Origin of the sequence: Rariglobus hedericola (assembly GCF_007559335.1) — a bacterium.
Lineage (GTDB): Bacteria > Verrucomicrobiota > Verrucomicrobiia > Opitutales > Opitutaceae > Rariglobus > Rariglobus hedericola.
The window spans coordinates 1,433,822-1,448,509 of record NZ_VMBG01000001.1 but is presented as its reverse complement, the minus strand read 5'-3'; the positions used below and the strand labels follow the sequence as shown (position 1 = coordinate 1,448,509).

Genomic DNA, 14,688 nt, shown 5'->3' with positions numbered 1-14,688 from the left:
GGGGACGCAGCGCGACAACCTTATTCAGCCGCGGCGAGGGTCTGCGCACGCTGGCCTGCCTGTATCTCCACCGGCTTGCGGCCGCCGAGCCAGGCGCGCACGCGACCGGCCAGAAAATCGATGTAAGGAGGCTGGTCGTTCAGACATGGAATGTGTTGGAACCAGTCACCACCGGCGTGCAGGAACTCCTCTTTGCCTTCGCCGGCGATTTCTTCGAGCGTTTCCAAGCAGTCGGCCACGAAGGCGGGCGTCATCACGAGCAACCGTTTTTTGCCCTCCTTGGGAAGGCGCTCGAGTTCGTAATCGGTGTAAGGTGTGAGCCACGGTTCGCCGGCGAGGCGCGACTGGAACGACACGGTGTGTTTATCGGCGGAGATGCCGGCGCGTTTGACGAAAGCCTGGGTGGTTTTGAGAACCTGGGCCTTGTAGCAAGTGCCGTGAATGGGACTGCAGGTGCTGCAACAATCCTTCATCACCGTGCAGTGGGCGCGGGATGAATCGGCTTCGCGCAAGTGGCGCTCGGGAATGCTGTGGTAGCTCACGAGCAGCATGTCGTGGGGCAGGGAAAGGTAAGGCGCGCTGACTTGATAAAGCGCTTCGATGTAGTCGGCGTCCTCGAAGAACGGCTGGACGGTTTCGACGTTGAGAGGCTTGGCCAGGCGGGCGGCTTCCTCCTGGACCTTTACGACAACGGTTTCCCACGACGACATGGCGTAGTGCGGGTATTGGGGGAAGAGCAGGATGTCGGTCACGCCGTCTGCGACAATCTTCGCGAGCACCGAGGCGATGGACGGGTTGCCGTATCGCATTGCCAGATACACGGGAGCCTCGGCGCCCAGCTCGTTGGCGAGTTTTTCGCGGACCTTTTGCGAGGTGACGACGAGCGGCGAACCCTCGGCGGTCCAGATTTCCTGGTAGGCCTTGGAGGATTTGGGGGAGCGGAAAGGGGTGATGATGCCGTTGACGAGGATCGTGCGCAGGAGCTTGGAGCGCGGTTTGTCGATCACCCGTTCGTCACCGAGGAATTCGTTCAAATAGCGACGCACGTCGGGAACGGACGTGGAGTCGGGGGACCCGAGATTGACGAGGAGGACGGCGCGCTTGGACATGAGAGCGAGATTGGTCGCGGATTTTCAGCCAAAGTCAAACGACGGCGACGATGCAAAATTAAGGCGACTTTATCGGAACGGGCGAAGGACGCGGGGCGACGGTTGCCGGCTCGCTTTTCGGCGGCGGAGAAACGACCTGGGTTCTCTCGTAAGCGTTGATCAGCAGACGGCGTTCTTCCGGCAGGAGATTTTTGCGGTCGGACAGCGAGAGATAACGAAGTGCCTCGGCCGGCCGGTTCGCACTGGCGAGAAACAGGGCGTAATAAAAAGCGCGGGCGGGGGCGCCGCGTTCTTCGGCCGGAAGTTTCTCCATGATCTTCACGGCCTCGGCGGGACGTTCGAGTTGCCACAAGGCGAAGGCTTGGGTCGTCGCGTAGAACGGATTTTCAGGTGAAGAAGCGTAAAGCTTGGCGGCGGTGGTCTTGGCTAGCGTGGGCCGCGAACCGGGCTCGGTGAGCAAGGTGAGCATGGTCCAGTTGCCCTCGACGAGCGGGTTATTGGGTTCGGCTTCGCGCCAAAGGCGATAAACCTCCTTGAGGGTGGCGGTGTCGCCGATCTGGTAAGCATGTCGGACCAGCGCGCGATGCGCCCATGTCTGGTTGGGGCGTGTGCGCGCCACCGCCAGAAGCACGCCGCGAGCCTCGTCTTCCCAGCCCCAACTTAACGCGAGGCGGTGAAGCACGCGGAGGCTGGCGAGATTGCCGGAGGCGAGGCGGACGGCTTCGTTCCAGGCGTTTTCCTGCAACTTGGCGCGTCCGCGTTCGCGGAGGGTGCGGGCGGTGACGGCCAGCTGCATGGCTTCGGCAGGGATCGGCCCCCAGGCTCCGAGAGCGATGAGCGCGGCGGCCTGGCGCCATTCGCCGAGGGCATTGAGGCAATCGACTTCGGCGGCACGAATGGGCGGCAGGTTGCGGGTGGCTTCGGGTAGCGTCTCTATCCAAGAGCGGACTGCGCGTGAACGCCCCGTGGCCAGCAGCCAGGTGGAAAGCGGAATGGCCTCGGCGGGGTTTTGAAGAACACGCGATTGAAGGGGGCGCAGCACGTCGTCGAGAGTTGCGCCGGTGGCCAGGGATGCTGCGCCTCGCAGCAGTAAATCGTTGAACGTGGCCTCGGTGAGCGCGGCGAGCTGGTCGGCGTAGGCGAGGGCGCGGGCCGGGCGGTTGGTGCGCAAGGACGCGATGGCGAGTTCGCGCAAGGCACTGGCCCGGGTATTGTCGGATGCGATGAGTGTTTCCAGTTCGGTTTCGGCGGTCGCGGCCAACTCGGGCGGCGCGTAACGCAGCATGATCACGGCCCGGTCGAGACGGATGCGCCGGTCGTCGGGGTGATCCTTCAGGATCGCGGCGAGCAGTGCTTCCGCCTCTGCGGGGCGCCCGAGTGCATAGGCGAGGGAGGCGGCGGTCTTGCGATAATCGAGGGTGTCGCGATCTGCGGACGAAGCTTCATCAAAGGCTTGCTGCGCCGTGGTGAACTCGCGAAAGCGAAGCGCGGTGTTGATCAGGGCAAGGCGGTTGACGGCGGACGCCGGCTCGAGGACCAGCACCTGTTCGCGCAGCTTGATGGCCTGCCGGTCGCCGGCCTGTTCAAAAAAATCGGCGGCGGTGCGCCAGGCAACCGGATTTGCACTGTCGGCTTCGAGGGCGGCCTTGAGGGCGAATACGGTGCTGGCCGCGTCGTTGTTTGCGGCGAAGGCGCGAGCCTGATCAAAGCTGCGGTCCTGCCGCCAACGACGGTAGGCGGAGCGCAGATCATCGCGATAAATCCAGAGAATGATCGCCGCCGCCACGAGGATGACGGCGGTGATGATAAGCGCGATCAACCTGCGCTTGGCGGCCAGTTCGTCCTTGGGATCGTGCAGCATGCCGTGGTGGGTTTCAGGGACTGATCAAGAAACCGGCAGTTTAACCTGGCAACCTTCTTGGCCGCGAAACGCGGGCGAGTTATTTCGCGGCCACCAAGACGCGGCGTTTCATTCTACGCGTCGCAAGCAGAAGACCCAGCATGCCGACTCCGGCCAGACCGAACGTGGACGCTTCGGGGACAACCGAAAAATTGGTGATGATGTTCGGCGTGTAGGAATACTGGGAGCCGATCGCCATATCGAAGTTGAGCTCTTCGGGCAGGAGAATCTGGAGCGTGTAAGTGGTGCCCGCAGTGACGGCATAGGTTTCCTTAAAATACTCCCAGTCGCGCTGCGTGACGCCGATGTTGGTGCTGGAAGAGGCCGCCGAGGCGCCGCTGCCATTCGGGGTCCATGTTTCGAACTGGGTGACGCCAGGTGTGCCGGCGCCAGCGGTGATCGGCGTGGAGCCGTTGTAACCGGTGTTGCCGCTGAATACGACGGTGCCGGTGCCGGTTTCAATAAGGCGGTAGTAGCCTTTTTGGTTTTCGGAGCCGCCGTCGCGTCCGCCGAAGGCGAGCGTCACGAAAAACACATCGTTGGTCGTGGCCTGGAAATTGAGCGAGAGCTGCGCGGTGTAACCGACTACATCGTAAACATCGAGGAAGTGGTCGCCGAGGCCGGGGGCGGCGGCGAGATTACCGTTGGCCGGGGAGAACTTCTGGTTGATATTAATGGCTTCGCTGAACTGGGTGTTTTGACCGGTGCCACCGCCGGGATAATCGATGCCGTCACCCATGCCGTTGCCGGTGTGGGATGAATTGAAGGAGTTCCAGACGGGCGTGTTGGTGGTGCCCGAACTGTTATTGGTGGCCTGGTAGCCGTTGATGGCCCAGCCGAACTCCGGGGACTTGTAGTAATCGGGGACGGCGCTGGTGCCGCCGGTGCCATCATCCGAATCCACCGTGCCGGCAGAGCTGTTTTTGAAAGACTGGATGTTGTTACCGTCTACGAACGTGTAACTGTAAGGTGTGTTGGCGGGCGTGCCGTTAGGGATGCCGCTCGAGGTGGAGTAAGGGATGTTCGTGATCGTGCTCGAACCCTCGAAACCGATGGGGTTGAACTGCGCATAGACGGTGCCGGTCAGTGTCAAACCAAGCACGCCGGCCAGATAAACTGGTCGGATCATTTTGTTGAAAATGCCCGTTTTTGAACCCATTGCCTTGTTGAAGGTGCTAGTAGGGTGAAACACCTAGTCAAAGTTTTATTTTTTCCGAGTAAAGTTAGTTGGGGGACGGACGGCCTTATTTTGCAACGTCTTCGATTGGGGGAATGGGTTGAGTTGAAGGCCGCGCGGGCACGGGCGAAGGTTTGGGTGAGGGGCGGGGAGGTATCACGGATGGGGCCTTGGGTTCGCGGCTGGCTTGATTGGCGGTCTGAAGTAGAGCCACTTCCTCGCGAAGCAGGTTGTCGGGATCGACACCGCTCAGCACTTCGCGTGCCTCCGCCCGGCGACCGGCTGCTGAAAGAAAAAGCCCGTTATAAAGCGCAATGTCGGGACGCCGGCGCGTGATGGCGGGAAGCGTTTCCAAAAGCACGAGGGCTTCCGGGACTTTTTTCTGCTGCCAGCGAAGCAGCGCGAGCGAAGTGGTGACATCCGGGTTCGCGTGATCGGCGGCGTGCAGGCGGGCGAGTGAAGCTTGGGCGGAGCCGGTGAGAATCGGCGGTTCAGTGAGCAACTGCAGGCGTGCCCAGCGGGCCTCGACATCGTTGCGCGCCGGTTCGGCCTCGCGCCAAAGAGCGATGACACCTTTGAGGTTGGGTGTGTCTTTGCCGGCCGCGTAGTGATCGGCGAGCGCGGCATAGGCCCACGTTGCGGAAGGGTGCTGGCGGATGATGACAAGAAGCGTGGTGGCCGTTTCCGGACCCCAGCTCCAAGTGACGGCCAAGCGGTTCAATATTTGCAGGCCGGTGAGGCTTTTGGCGGAGGCACGCAACGCTTCGTTCCAAAGGTCCTGCTGGAGTTGCGAACGGGTCTGCCGGTCAAGAAGACGGACGGAAAACGCCAGCTGGAGCGCATCGGGAGGAACGGCGCCCCAAGCTCCGCGTGAGATCGGCCCTCGGGCATCGTCCCAAAGCCCGGCGGCCGCGAGAGCATCCGCACGGGCGGATTCAAAAATCGGTAATTTTAATGTGGATACAGGAAGACGCGCGAGCCAGTCCAGCGCCTGCGACGTGCGTCCCAGCGCGATCAACCAGCCCGTGAATTCGGCGGTGTCTTCAGGATGGGCCCGCGCGCGTTTTTCCAAGGCTGCCAGGGATTCGTCCAAGGTGAGACGGCCGGCCGCCAGACCGACCTGCATGCGCAAAAAATGATCACTGAATGTGGCACGGCTGGTCGCGCACAGGGCATCGGCCGAGGCGGTTGCAGTGGGGAAATCGTTCGCTCGCAGGGCGGTTTCGGTGCGTTTGCGAAGGTCGTTTGCCGGCACGTTGGAATCCGTGGCTTCGGGTTCTTGAAACCGTCGCTTGGTGGCGGCGAGTTCCAACCGGTTGACGCCGGACTCCGGTTGCAGAGCGAGGAGCCGCGCACGAACCAGGATGGCGCGGGAATCACCGGCCTGTTCCAAAAAGTCTGCGGACAGGCGGAGTGCCGCCGGTGTGCCTGGGCTGTTGGCTTGGAAAGCCATCAGGCTGCCGGTCACAAAATCGATTGTCGTCTGGGCGCCTTTTATTGGATGCGTGGCCGGACTTCGTGAGGCTGATGGTGCGCTATAGCGGTCGCGTATCCATGGATAAGCCACGGCGATGACTAGGGCGATGATCAGTCCCACCACCACCCTGAGCGCGAGGCGCATGCGTGGGTTTTGGGTATCGAAGATCATTGGCCAAAAAACTACGCAGGGTCTTGTCGTCGGCGAGCTTTTGTATCCTTGGCGCTGCTTCCGACACGGTTGTTCCAACTTGCGGAGGTGTTTGATTTTTCCCTTTGAGTTGCCTGCAACAGTGGCCAACCATGCGTGGATTCGCGCACATTTTATGAACTCACCTCGCAAACCTGTTCTTCTTATTATCCGTGATGGCTGGGGCAGCAACCCGCACCCCGAGCAGGCCTCGACCAATGCCGTGGCTCTCGCCAAAAAACCCGCGGACGATCTCCTTCGCGCTACCGCGCCGCTCGCACAGGTATCTGCGAGCGGTCTTGATGTGGGCTTGCCTGACGGCCAGATGGGCAACTCCGAGGTTGGCCACGAAAACATCGGTGCCGGCCGCATCGTAGATCAAGAGCTCGTGCGTCTGAATAAACTTTTTTCTGAGAAGCAGCTCGCCAACAACACCACGTGGCATGGCGTCGTGGCACGCATCAAGGCCTCGCCCACCGCGAAGCTCCACTTGATGGGCATCATTTCTGACGGCGGCGTGCACGGCATGCTGGAACATCTCTACGGTCTGCTCGTGCAGGCCAAGCTCGACGGCATTCCGGCCGACCGTGTGTTCGTTCACGGGTTTACCGACGGTCGTGACACGCCTCCTTCCGGTGGCTTGGGCTACGTCCGCCAGGTCGAGGCGAAGATCAAGGAACTCGGCTACGGTCGCATCGCGTCCATCTGCGGCCGCTTCTGGATCATGGACCGCGACAACCGCTGGGAGCGTGTGCAGAAAGGCTACGATCTCCTGACCGGCCGAGCCTTCGCCGCGACCGCGACCTCCGCCGAGGCCGCCGTTCAAAATTACTACGATCATCCGCTCAGCGAAACGCAGAAGGGCGACGAGTTTGTGCCGGCCACCGCGATCGTAGATGCCGCCGGCAAGCCGCTGGCGACGTTCCAGGACGGCGATGCCGTGGTGTTCTACAACTATCGTGGCGACCGTCCGCGCGAGATTACCAAGGCCTTCGTTTTGGATGGTTTCGCCGAGTTCGACCGCGGTCCTAAACTGGACCTCTACTATGCGACGATGACCGAATACGAGGCCGGCCTGCCCGTGAAGATCATCTCCCCGAAGCCGGCGCGTTTGAAGAACATCCTCGGCGAGGTTGTATCGGATGCAGGGATACAGCAGTTCCGTTGTGCCGAGACGGAGAAGAATCCGCACGTCACGTTCTTCTTTAATAATTACCGCAAGGACCCGTTCCCTGGTCAGGTCAACGCTTGTCCGGCCAGCCCCAAGGTGCCGACCTACGACATGCAGCCCGAGATGTCCGCCGCCGAAGTCACCGCGCTCACCAAGGAGGCGATTCTCTCCGGTAAATACGGCTTCATTGCCGTGAACTACGCCAACCCCGACATGGTGGGGCATACCGGTTCGCTCCCAGCAGCGATCAAGGCCTGCGAGACGACTGATGCAGGCGTGGCGGAGCTGCTCGCCGCCCTCAAGCAAGTGGACGGCAAGGCCGTCGTCTGCGCTGACCACGGTAATGCCGAGCAGATGTGGGATGCCGAAATCAATGGTCCGCACACCGCACATACGCTCAACCTAGTTGACGTGTTTGTGGTGGGCGACGGCCTGACGAAGACCGGCACCCAGATGCGTTCGGGTGGACGTCTGGCCGACATCGCGCCGACCGTCCTTGCGCTGATGGGCTTGCAGAAACCGGCCGAAATGACCGGCGAAAGTCTGATCATCAGCTGAACCGTATTAGATTAAACGGATGGCCGCGTGTTTGCGGGGAGGTGTTCATCTCCCTGCAAATACCCCGGCTGGATCCGCGCTTAACGGGCGGAGTGTTTATCCAGCACCAAGACTTTGGTATCAGGCGACGCGTTGTGCAGGGCGTCCAAGGCGTCGGGGGGGGCGGCGCTTTCGTCGTCCAATACCACCATCGCGGCGCGCTCACGACCGAGGCGGCGACAGGCGCTGGCAACCGACGGCATCCAGATCGCAGAAAAATGACGGTCGGTTTGACGCAGGAAATCGCTGACGGCACCGACCAGCATGGGGTTGGCGGTCACCACGAAAATCAATTGCGCAGGCACCTCGTGCACCCGGACAGAGACGATGGCGGGGCTGTAGTGAAGGGTAGAGTGGGAGCGCATGGCGGTGGAAACGCGGTGGTTGTTACTGCGATGAGCATGCCTTCCGGACGCGCTTTCGTCCATCGGGCGTTCCCTCCCGTTCGTGCGAGGTAAACACCCTGAATGGAGTCGGGGGTGCGATCGGGAGCGGACTTTAGATTTGCCGTCGCCCCGAGGCGTGCGCTTAGGTGAACGACTTTCGATTTATCATGAAGCGCACCCATCATTGTGCCCAGCTCACCCTGGCCGAACTCAACTCCAGCGTTTCGCTCCTTGGCTGGGTGGACTCCATCCGTGACCACGGCGGCATTCTCTTCATCGACTTGCGTGACCGCAAAGGCATCACGCAGGTGAAGTTCGATCCGCAGGTAAACGCCGCGCTCGCTGCGCAGGCCGCCACCATCAAGCCCGAGTCCGTCATCGGCGTCGATGGCGTCATCGTCGCCCGTCCTGACGGCACCATCAACAAGACGCTGCCGACCGGTGCGATCGAAGTCGATGCGACCGCGCTCACGATTCACAACTTGTCCGACACGCCTCCGTTCCCGCTCGACGACATCGGCGGCGACAAGGTCAACGAAGACCTGCGTCTCACCTACCGTTACCTCGACCTGCGTCGTCCAAAAATGCGCAAAAATCTTCAGGTGCGCCACCGCGCCGCGAAGTCGATCCGCGATTACTTCGATTCCCAGGAGTTCATCGAGGTCGAGACACCCGCGCTCTTCAAATCCACGCCTGAAGGCGCTCGCGAATACCTCGTGCCCTCGCGCATCCACCCCGGTGAATTCTACGCGCTCTCGCAGTCGCCACAGCAGTTTAAGCAAATCCTGATGGTCGCCGGTGTGGAAAAATATTTCCAAATCGCCCGCTGTTTCCGCGATGAAGACCTGCGCTCCGATCGTCAGATGGAGTTCACCCAAGTCGACGTCGAGGCCTCCTTCATTACCCGCGAAGACGTTTACCGCCTCTTCGAAGGCATGATCAAAAAGGTGTGGAAAGACGTGCTCGATATCGAGATCCCCGCGCCCTTCCTCCGCATGCCGTTCGTCGATGCGATGAACCGCTATGGCGTTGATAAACCCGACATGCGTTTCGGCATGGAGCTCACGGACCTTTCCGCGACGTTCAAAGAGTCCGCTTTCAAGGTATTCCAAGGCACCGTCGCCAGCGGCGGTTCGATCAAGGCTTTCAATGCCAAGGGCCTCGCCGACCTCACGCAGGGCGAACTCAAGGCGCTTGAAGACATCGCAAAATCCCTCGGCGCCAAAGGACTCGCTTTCATTAAAGCCGAGAAGGGCGAGTGGAAGTCCCCGATCGTGAAATTCTTCTCGGACGCCGAGAAAGCCGCGATCACCGAGCAGCTCGCGATCGAAGAAGGCGACATGGTGTTCTTCGCCGCCGCTCCGTGGGAAAAGGCCTGCGCCATCCTCGGCCGCATCCGTCTCGAAGCCGCACAACTCCTCGTCAAACGCGGTAAGATGACCATTCGCGCCGACGACTGGAAATTCCTTTGGGTGATCGATTTCCCTCTCATGTCTTACGACGAAGAGCGGGGCGGTTACGCAGCCACGCATCATCCGTTCACCTCTCCGGTGCCGGAAGACGTCGAGTATCTCGACAGCGATCCGAAGCGCGTCCGCGGCCAGCACTACGACCTCGTGCTTAACGGCATGGAACTCGGCGGCGGCTCGATCCGTATTCACCAGCCCGCGCTGCAGAAGAAAATCTTCGAGGAAGTCCTCAAGATCCCGGCCGACGTCGTCGAAACACGTTTTGGCTACATGCTGAAGGCCTTTACTTACGGTGCGCCTCCTCACGGCGGTATCGCCTTTGGTCTGGACCGCATGGTCGCGCTGCTCTGCGGCACGACCAGCATCCGCGACGTGATTGCGTTCCCGAAAACCCAGAAAGGGCAGGATCTGATGGCCCAAAGCCCGACACCGGTTACCGCGAAACAGCTCAAGGAGCTTCACATCCAGACGGTAATTCCGGAAGTTAAATTATGAGTGGGATGATTTAAGCAGCTGAAAACAAATTAATTGCGACCGGTGCACGTCTGACGTGCACCGGTTTTTTTATGTTTAGAGGTAGATATGCATAAAATTCACTCCAGATAGCGGCTTGGCATACGCTCTGCTTTTGCGAGTCACGCTTAATGATTTAAGCCCACACACGACAGGACTCAAACACACGACATCAACACACGATATTATTATGAAGCTATGGTCTAAGCCTCTGACTAGCCTGCTGAAGATGACCGCCATCTTCGCTACGCTGGCCCTTGTTCATCCGGTGAGCGCGCAAGAAGCCGCTCCCGCTGTCGCGGAGGCTGTTGCCGCCGCTCCTGCCGCCGATGCTCCTGCATTTGCAGATCTCGCGGCTTTCGAAGCCTCACCCGGCTACACCCTCTTCACCGTGAACAACACGTGGATGATGGTCGCTGCCGCCCTTGTGTTCTTCATGAACCTGGGTTTCGCGTGCGTTGAGACCGGTCTTACCCGTTCCAAGAACACGGCCAACATTCTCTTCAAGAACACCATCATTCCCTGTATCGGTATCCTTACCTATGCACTCATGGGCTTCAATCTCATGTATCCGGGTGGCGATGGCGGCGGCTGGTTCGGCTTTGCCGGATTCGGCCTCGGCTTTGCCGATGACGTCAGCGGTCTGACCAGCGTTTATAACGCCGGTTACACCTACTGGACCGACTTCCTCTTCCAAGCCATGTTCGCCGCCACCGCCGCGACCATCGTGTCCGGTGCGGTTGCCGAGCGCGTCAAGCTCAGCTCCTTCCTGGTGTTCACCGTTCTGTTCGTCACCATCTCCTATCCGATCACCGGTATGTGGAAATGGGGTAACGGTTGGTTGAACACGATGGAGACTCCCTTCTACGACTTCGCTGGTTCCACCCTCGTTCACTCGGTGGGCGGTTGGGGCGCTCTCGCTGGTATCATCATCCTCGGACCCCGTATCGGCAAGTTCAAGGACGGTCGCGTTCTCCCTCTCCTCGGCCACTCCCTGCCTCTCGCCACCATCGGCGTGTTCGTCCTCTGGCTCGGCTGGTTCGGTTTCAACGGCGGTTCGGTTCTCTCCGCCAACCCCGGTCTGGTTTCCCTCGTGCTCGTCACGACCTCCCTCGCTGCTGCTGCCGGTGGTGTGGGCGCTACGCTGACCTCCTGGATCATGCTCAAGAAGCCTGACGTCTCGATGGCCCTCAACGGTATCCTCGCCGGTCTCGTCGCCATCACGGCCGGCGCTGACCAAATGAGCCCTGGTGACTCCGTCATCATCGGTGGTATCGGCGGCATCCTCGTGGTGTTCTCGGTCTTCTTCTTCGACAAGATCAAGCTCGACGATCCGGTCGGTGCCACCTCGGTGCACTTGGCCAACGGTATCTGGGGCACCTTGGCGGTCGGTCTCTTCGGTAACCTCAAGGGTGGCGCTCAGATCGTCTCCCAGCTCAAGGGTATCGCCGCCATCGGCGCCTTTACCTTCGTGTTCTGTCTCATCTCCTTCCTGGTCATCAAGGCCATCATGGGTCTCCGCGTGAGCGCCGAGGAAGAAATCGAGGGTCTCGATATCGGCGAGCATGGCAACGAAGCCTACCCTGACTTCACCCAGGCTCATCACGGCTAATTCGTTCCATCCTGAACTGGCGCAGGAACACAAGCTTGCGCCAGTTGTCCGGATGGCCCTACATCGTAGCGAAACCTCAATAAATAATCTCGTATGAAACTCATCATCGCCATCATCAAGCCCTTCAAACTCGAGGAAGTTAAGGAAGCCCTTTCTTCCATCGGTATCGAAGGTATGACCGTGACCGAGGTCAAAGGCTTCGGCCGCCAGAAGGGCCACACTGAAATCTACCGCGGTTCTGAATACACCGTTGATTTCCTCCCCAAGGTGAAGGTCGAAATCGTCGTCACCGACGATCTCGTCTCCAAGACCGTGGACGCCATCGTGAAAGCCGCCAAGACCGGCAAGATCGGTGACGGCAAGGTGTTCGTTCTCGCCCTCGAAGAAGCGGTCCGCATCCGCACCGACGAGCGCGGCGACGCCGCCGTCTAATCGCTTCCGCGATTCGGACTGCTCGTCAAACAAAAGGCCCCGTCGAAAGACGGGGCCTTTTTTGTGGATGGATTTTGCCTCTCGAAGAATACGCGTTTCGTGATGATTTTTGTCGGATACGTGCGGTGCATGCGCCGAATTGCCTCCCCGCCTTGACAGCAGTTTTCCCCGGCATTCGATGGGGGCGTGCACCGTTTCTATCCGCTTTTCATTCTCATGATCGTCACCTCTTGGCTGACGATGGGGAAGGCTGCGGACCTGATGGATTTTTCAAAACATTGTGCGGGCGCACCCGATGGAGTCCAAGGTGAGTCGCGCATCGATTCATATAAGGCTCAGATTTCTTCCTGCGTGCTCGTGCGCCGGATTGCGCCGACTTTTGCAGGTATTGATCCCCGTTCGGAAATGTCGGTGCTGACACCGGTTGCTCCGCTGGTTTGGGGAATTCCGGTTCCTGCTTTTATCCGTTTGCGAGCGGATATTCCCCCGCCGCCGACGTTGACCGGCCGGGTCGTGATGCACGTTTGAGAAAACCAGCAGGGAGGGCGCCGGACAGGTAAATGTGTTCCGGCGTGTTATCTGGTAGTTAGCCCGCGCAGCGATTGTGCGGGTGTTCATGGTTGGTTTCTCAATTCGTTTTTATGCACGATATTTCGCTTATCACTACGATCGCCTTCGGTCTTACCGCGGCGCTCGTCTTTGGCCTTTTGGCCAAACGTATCGGTCTGTCACCGATTGTCGGATACCTTTTGGGCGGTCTTATGGTGGGACCGCATACGCCCGGTTTTGTGGGCAACGCAGCGCTGGCGTCGCAGCTCGCGGAGATCGGCGTGATCTTGCTGATGTTCGGCGTAGGCCTTCATTTTCACCTCAAAGATTTGCTCGCGGTGCGTAAAATCGCGGTGCCCGGAGCGCTGGGCCAAAGCGCGGCGGCGACGGTATGCTGTCTGGGCGTGGCAATCGCCGCGGGGTTTGATTGGAAGAGCGGTCTCGTGCTCGGCGCCGCCACGTCGGTGGCCAGCACCGTCGTGCTGCTGCGCGTGCTCATGGATCATGGCCTTGTTGACACGCCGGAGGGGCATGTGGCCATCGGCTGGCTGGTCGTCGAGGATATCATCACGGTGCTCGTGCTGGTGATGCTGCCCGCCTTGGCGGCTTCCGGTGCCGTGGATGCGGCGGTTGCCGAAGGCTCCAGCATCTGGGCGGCGCTCGGTATAGCCGTGTTGAAACTGGTTTTATTGGGCGGAGTTGTCGCCTTGGCTGGAGCGAAGTTTGTGCCGTGGCTTTTGCTGCGGGTAACGCGCCTGCGTTCACCCGAGTTGTTCACGCTCACTGTGCTAGTGATGGCGATGGCCGTGGCGGTGTTATCTTATTTGATTTTTGACGCCTCGATGGCGCTGGGTGCATTTCTGGCCGGCATGATGGTCGGCCAATCCAAAGTCAGCCATCAGGCGGGTGCGGATGCGTTGCCGATGCGCGATGCGTTTGCGGTGTTGTTCTTCGTTTCGGTCGGCATGTTCTTCGACTACTCGATCCTGTGGAAAGCGCCTGGGTTGGTTCTCGGGGTGTTTGCGATCATCGTCGTCGTGAAGCCGGTGGTTGCGCTGTTGATTGTCATCGTTAGCGGGCGTTCTTTGCGCACGGGACTTACGGTGGCGGGTGGCCTCGCGCAGATTGGTGAGTTTTCATTCATTCTGGCCGAGCTGGCGAAGTCGCTGAAGCTCATGCCGGGCGAAGGCCACGACGTGCTGGTCGCAGGCGCGATTTTTTCGATCAGCATCAATCCTGCGTTGTTCAAGGGCCTGCTGGCGCTGGAGCCTTGGGTGCAAAAGCACCCACGTTTGGCGAGCTTGGTAAATCGGGGGAGCGAGGCCCGAGGTCTGGGCGTTAACGCAGCGATGTCGGATACGGCGCCGTCGGATTCGGCCGTCAAGGCGATCGTGATCGGCTATGGTCCGGTGGGGCAGACGCTCACGCGTCTGCTCGGTGAATTTAAAATCGATCCGACGATCATCGAAACGAACATCGACACGGTGCTGGAGCTGCAAGGCGCCGGACGGCGCGCACTCTACGGTGATGCTACCCGCGGTGCATTGCTGCAGGAAGCGGGTATCAAGTCGGCATCCTACCTTGTGGTGACACTGCCAAAGACCGATGTAGCGATCGCGGTGATCACGGCTGCGCGTGCTCTTAATCCTCACATTCGTGTGCTGACGCGCGCCCGTTATCTGCGTGAACGCGAGGCGTTGGAGGACGCGGGAGCCATGGTGATCAGCTACGATGAAGCCGAGTCAGCAGTGGGGCTGGCCGAGGTGTTGCTCACCGAAGTGCAGGCTCCGCAGGCGCGCATCGAGGCGGAGGTGGTTCGCATTCGTCGCGAACTTGCGGTGGCTCATTAAGAGCGGGCGTTTAACGTCATGTCCGTTCCTGTGATTTCTTTGTGGATGGCGTGCCTGTTGTGGTGCGCAGGCCTGGCCTGCGTGGACGACAGGCCGTCGCTGGCCGTCTCAGGTGAGGCGGTTTTTGGAAAAGCACGCAGTGCGTCGAGGGTCCTGCCGGCGGTGTCTGTCTCGGAGCCGGTAAAGTGTGAGGCAAAGCACCGTAGTATTGAGCCGATGTGGCCGCACGCGGCGGCCGATGGTAACGACGTGGTGCG

At 60.3% G+C, this 14,688-nt stretch carries 11 protein-coding genes; 6 read left to right on the top strand and 5 right to left on the bottom strand.

The genetic code is table 11. The annotated features are described in order from the left end of the window. Nucleotides 1–20: 20 nt before the first annotated feature. From hemH to FPL22_RS06320, 4 genes are all read right to left on the bottom strand, one after another. Nucleotides 21–1,109 carry a ferrochelatase gene (gene hemH, locus FPL22_RS06335; RefSeq protein ID WP_144229258.1) on the bottom strand — a complete coding sequence of 363 codons (1,089 nt, stop codon included), beginning with the start codon at nt 1,107–1,109 and terminating at the stop codon, nt 21–23. Between the two features lie 58 nt (nt 1,110–1,167). After that, complete coding sequence (locus FPL22_RS06330) at nt 1,168–2,970, bottom strand: tetratricopeptide repeat protein (protein ID WP_144229257.1); 1,803 nt, start codon at nt 2,968–2,970, stop codon at nt 1,168–1,170. Between the two features lie 79 nt (nt 2,971–3,049). After that, a complete protein-coding gene (locus FPL22_RS06325; protein WP_162525211.1) occupies nt 3,050–4,138 on the bottom strand; it encodes a PEP-CTERM sorting domain-containing protein in 1,089 nt (362 codons plus the stop codon). A gap of 115 nt (nt 4,139–4,253) precedes the next feature. Continuing rightward, nucleotides 4,254–5,834, bottom strand: coding sequence for a hypothetical protein (locus tag FPL22_RS06320; RefSeq protein ID WP_144229255.1), 1,581 nt, complete (start codon nt 5,832–5,834; stop codon nt 4,254–4,256). Between the two features lie 154 nt (nt 5,835–5,988). On the opposite strand from FPL22_RS06320, the gene gpmI reads away from it, so the two are divergent. Next, complete coding sequence (gene gpmI / locus FPL22_RS06315; protein ID WP_144229254.1) at nt 5,989–7,581, top strand: 2,3-bisphosphoglycerate-independent phosphoglycerate mutase; 1,593 nt, start codon at nt 5,989–5,991, stop codon at nt 7,579–7,581. 80 nt (nt 7,582–7,661) lie between these two features. Here gpmI and FPL22_RS06310 read toward each other — a convergent pair whose 3' ends face one another. Further along, the gene (locus FPL22_RS06310) at nt 7,662–7,985 is read right to left on the bottom strand and encodes a hypothetical protein (RefSeq protein ID WP_144229253.1); all 324 of its coding nucleotides are present in this window, start codon (nt 7,983–7,985) and stop codon (nt 7,662–7,664) included. Between the two features lie 188 nt (nt 7,986–8,173). Between FPL22_RS06310 and aspS the strand changes: the two genes are divergently transcribed. The 5 genes from aspS (at nt 8,174) to FPL22_RS06285 (ending at nt 14,431) form a co-directional block, all read left to right on the top strand. Beyond that, nucleotides 8,174–9,970: an aspartate--tRNA ligase gene (gene aspS, locus FPL22_RS06305; protein ID WP_203235124.1), complete on the top strand. Its 1,797-nt coding sequence runs from the start codon at nt 8,174–8,176 to the stop codon at nt 9,968–9,970. A gap of 424 nt (nt 9,971–10,394) precedes the next feature. Further along, complete coding sequence (locus tag FPL22_RS06300; RefSeq protein WP_343160872.1) at nt 10,395–11,600, top strand: ammonium transporter; 1,206 nt, start codon at nt 10,395–10,397, stop codon at nt 11,598–11,600. Nucleotides 11,601–11,693: 93 nt separating this feature from the next. Further along, on the top strand, nt 11,694–12,032 hold the full coding sequence (locus tag FPL22_RS06295) for a P-II family nitrogen regulator (RefSeq protein ID WP_144229252.1): 339 nt from the start codon (nt 11,694–11,696) through the stop codon (nt 12,030–12,032). 216 nt (nt 12,033–12,248) lie between these two features. Then, entirely contained in the window at nt 12,249–12,560 is a 312-nt protein-coding gene (locus FPL22_RS06290) for a hypothetical protein (RefSeq protein ID WP_144229251.1), read from the top strand. A gap of 113 nt (nt 12,561–12,673) precedes the next feature. Continuing rightward, a complete protein-coding gene (locus FPL22_RS06285) occupies nt 12,674–14,431 on the top strand; it encodes a cation:proton antiporter (RefSeq protein WP_144229250.1) in 1,758 nt (585 codons plus the stop codon). The last annotated feature ends 257 nt before the right edge of the window (nt 14,432–14,688 follow it).

What these genes read in the sequence shown, in the direction of transcription:
- FPL22_RS06285 (WP_144229250.1), top strand. Translation starts at nt 12,674, where the DNA reads ATGCACGATATTTCGCTTATCACTACGATCGCCTTCGGTCTTACCGCG.
- FPL22_RS06330 (WP_144229257.1), bottom strand. Translation starts at nt 2,970, where the DNA reads ATGCTGCACGATCCCAAGGACGAACTGGCCGCCAAGCGCAGGTTGATC.
- FPL22_RS06310 (WP_144229253.1), bottom strand. Translation starts at nt 7,985, where the DNA reads ATGCGCTCCCACTCTACCCTTCACTACAGCCCCGCCATCGTCTCTGTC.
- FPL22_RS06290 (WP_144229251.1), top strand. Translation starts at nt 12,249, where the DNA reads ATGATCGTCACCTCTTGGCTGACGATGGGGAAGGCTGCGGACCTGATG.
- FPL22_RS06320 (WP_144229255.1), bottom strand. Translation starts at nt 5,834, where the DNA reads ATGATCTTCGATACCCAAAACCCACGCATGCGCCTCGCGCTCAGGGTG.
- aspS (WP_203235124.1), top strand. Translation starts at nt 8,174, where the DNA reads ATGAAGCGCACCCATCATTGTGCCCAGCTCACCCTGGCCGAACTCAAC.
- FPL22_RS06300 (WP_343160872.1), top strand. Translation starts at nt 10,395, where the DNA reads ATGATGGTCGCTGCCGCCCTTGTGTTCTTCATGAACCTGGGTTTCGCG.
- gpmI (WP_144229254.1), top strand. Translation starts at nt 5,989, where the DNA reads ATGAACTCACCTCGCAAACCTGTTCTTCTTATTATCCGTGATGGCTGG.
- FPL22_RS06325 (WP_162525211.1), bottom strand. Translation starts at nt 4,138, where the DNA reads ATGATCCGACCAGTTTATCTGGCCGGCGTGCTTGGTTTGACACTGACC.
- hemH (WP_144229258.1), bottom strand. Translation starts at nt 1,109, where the DNA reads ATGTCCAAGCGCGCCGTCCTCCTCGTCAATCTCGGGTCCCCCGACTCC.
- FPL22_RS06295 (WP_144229252.1), top strand. Translation starts at nt 11,694, where the DNA reads ATGAAACTCATCATCGCCATCATCAAGCCCTTCAAACTCGAGGAAGTT.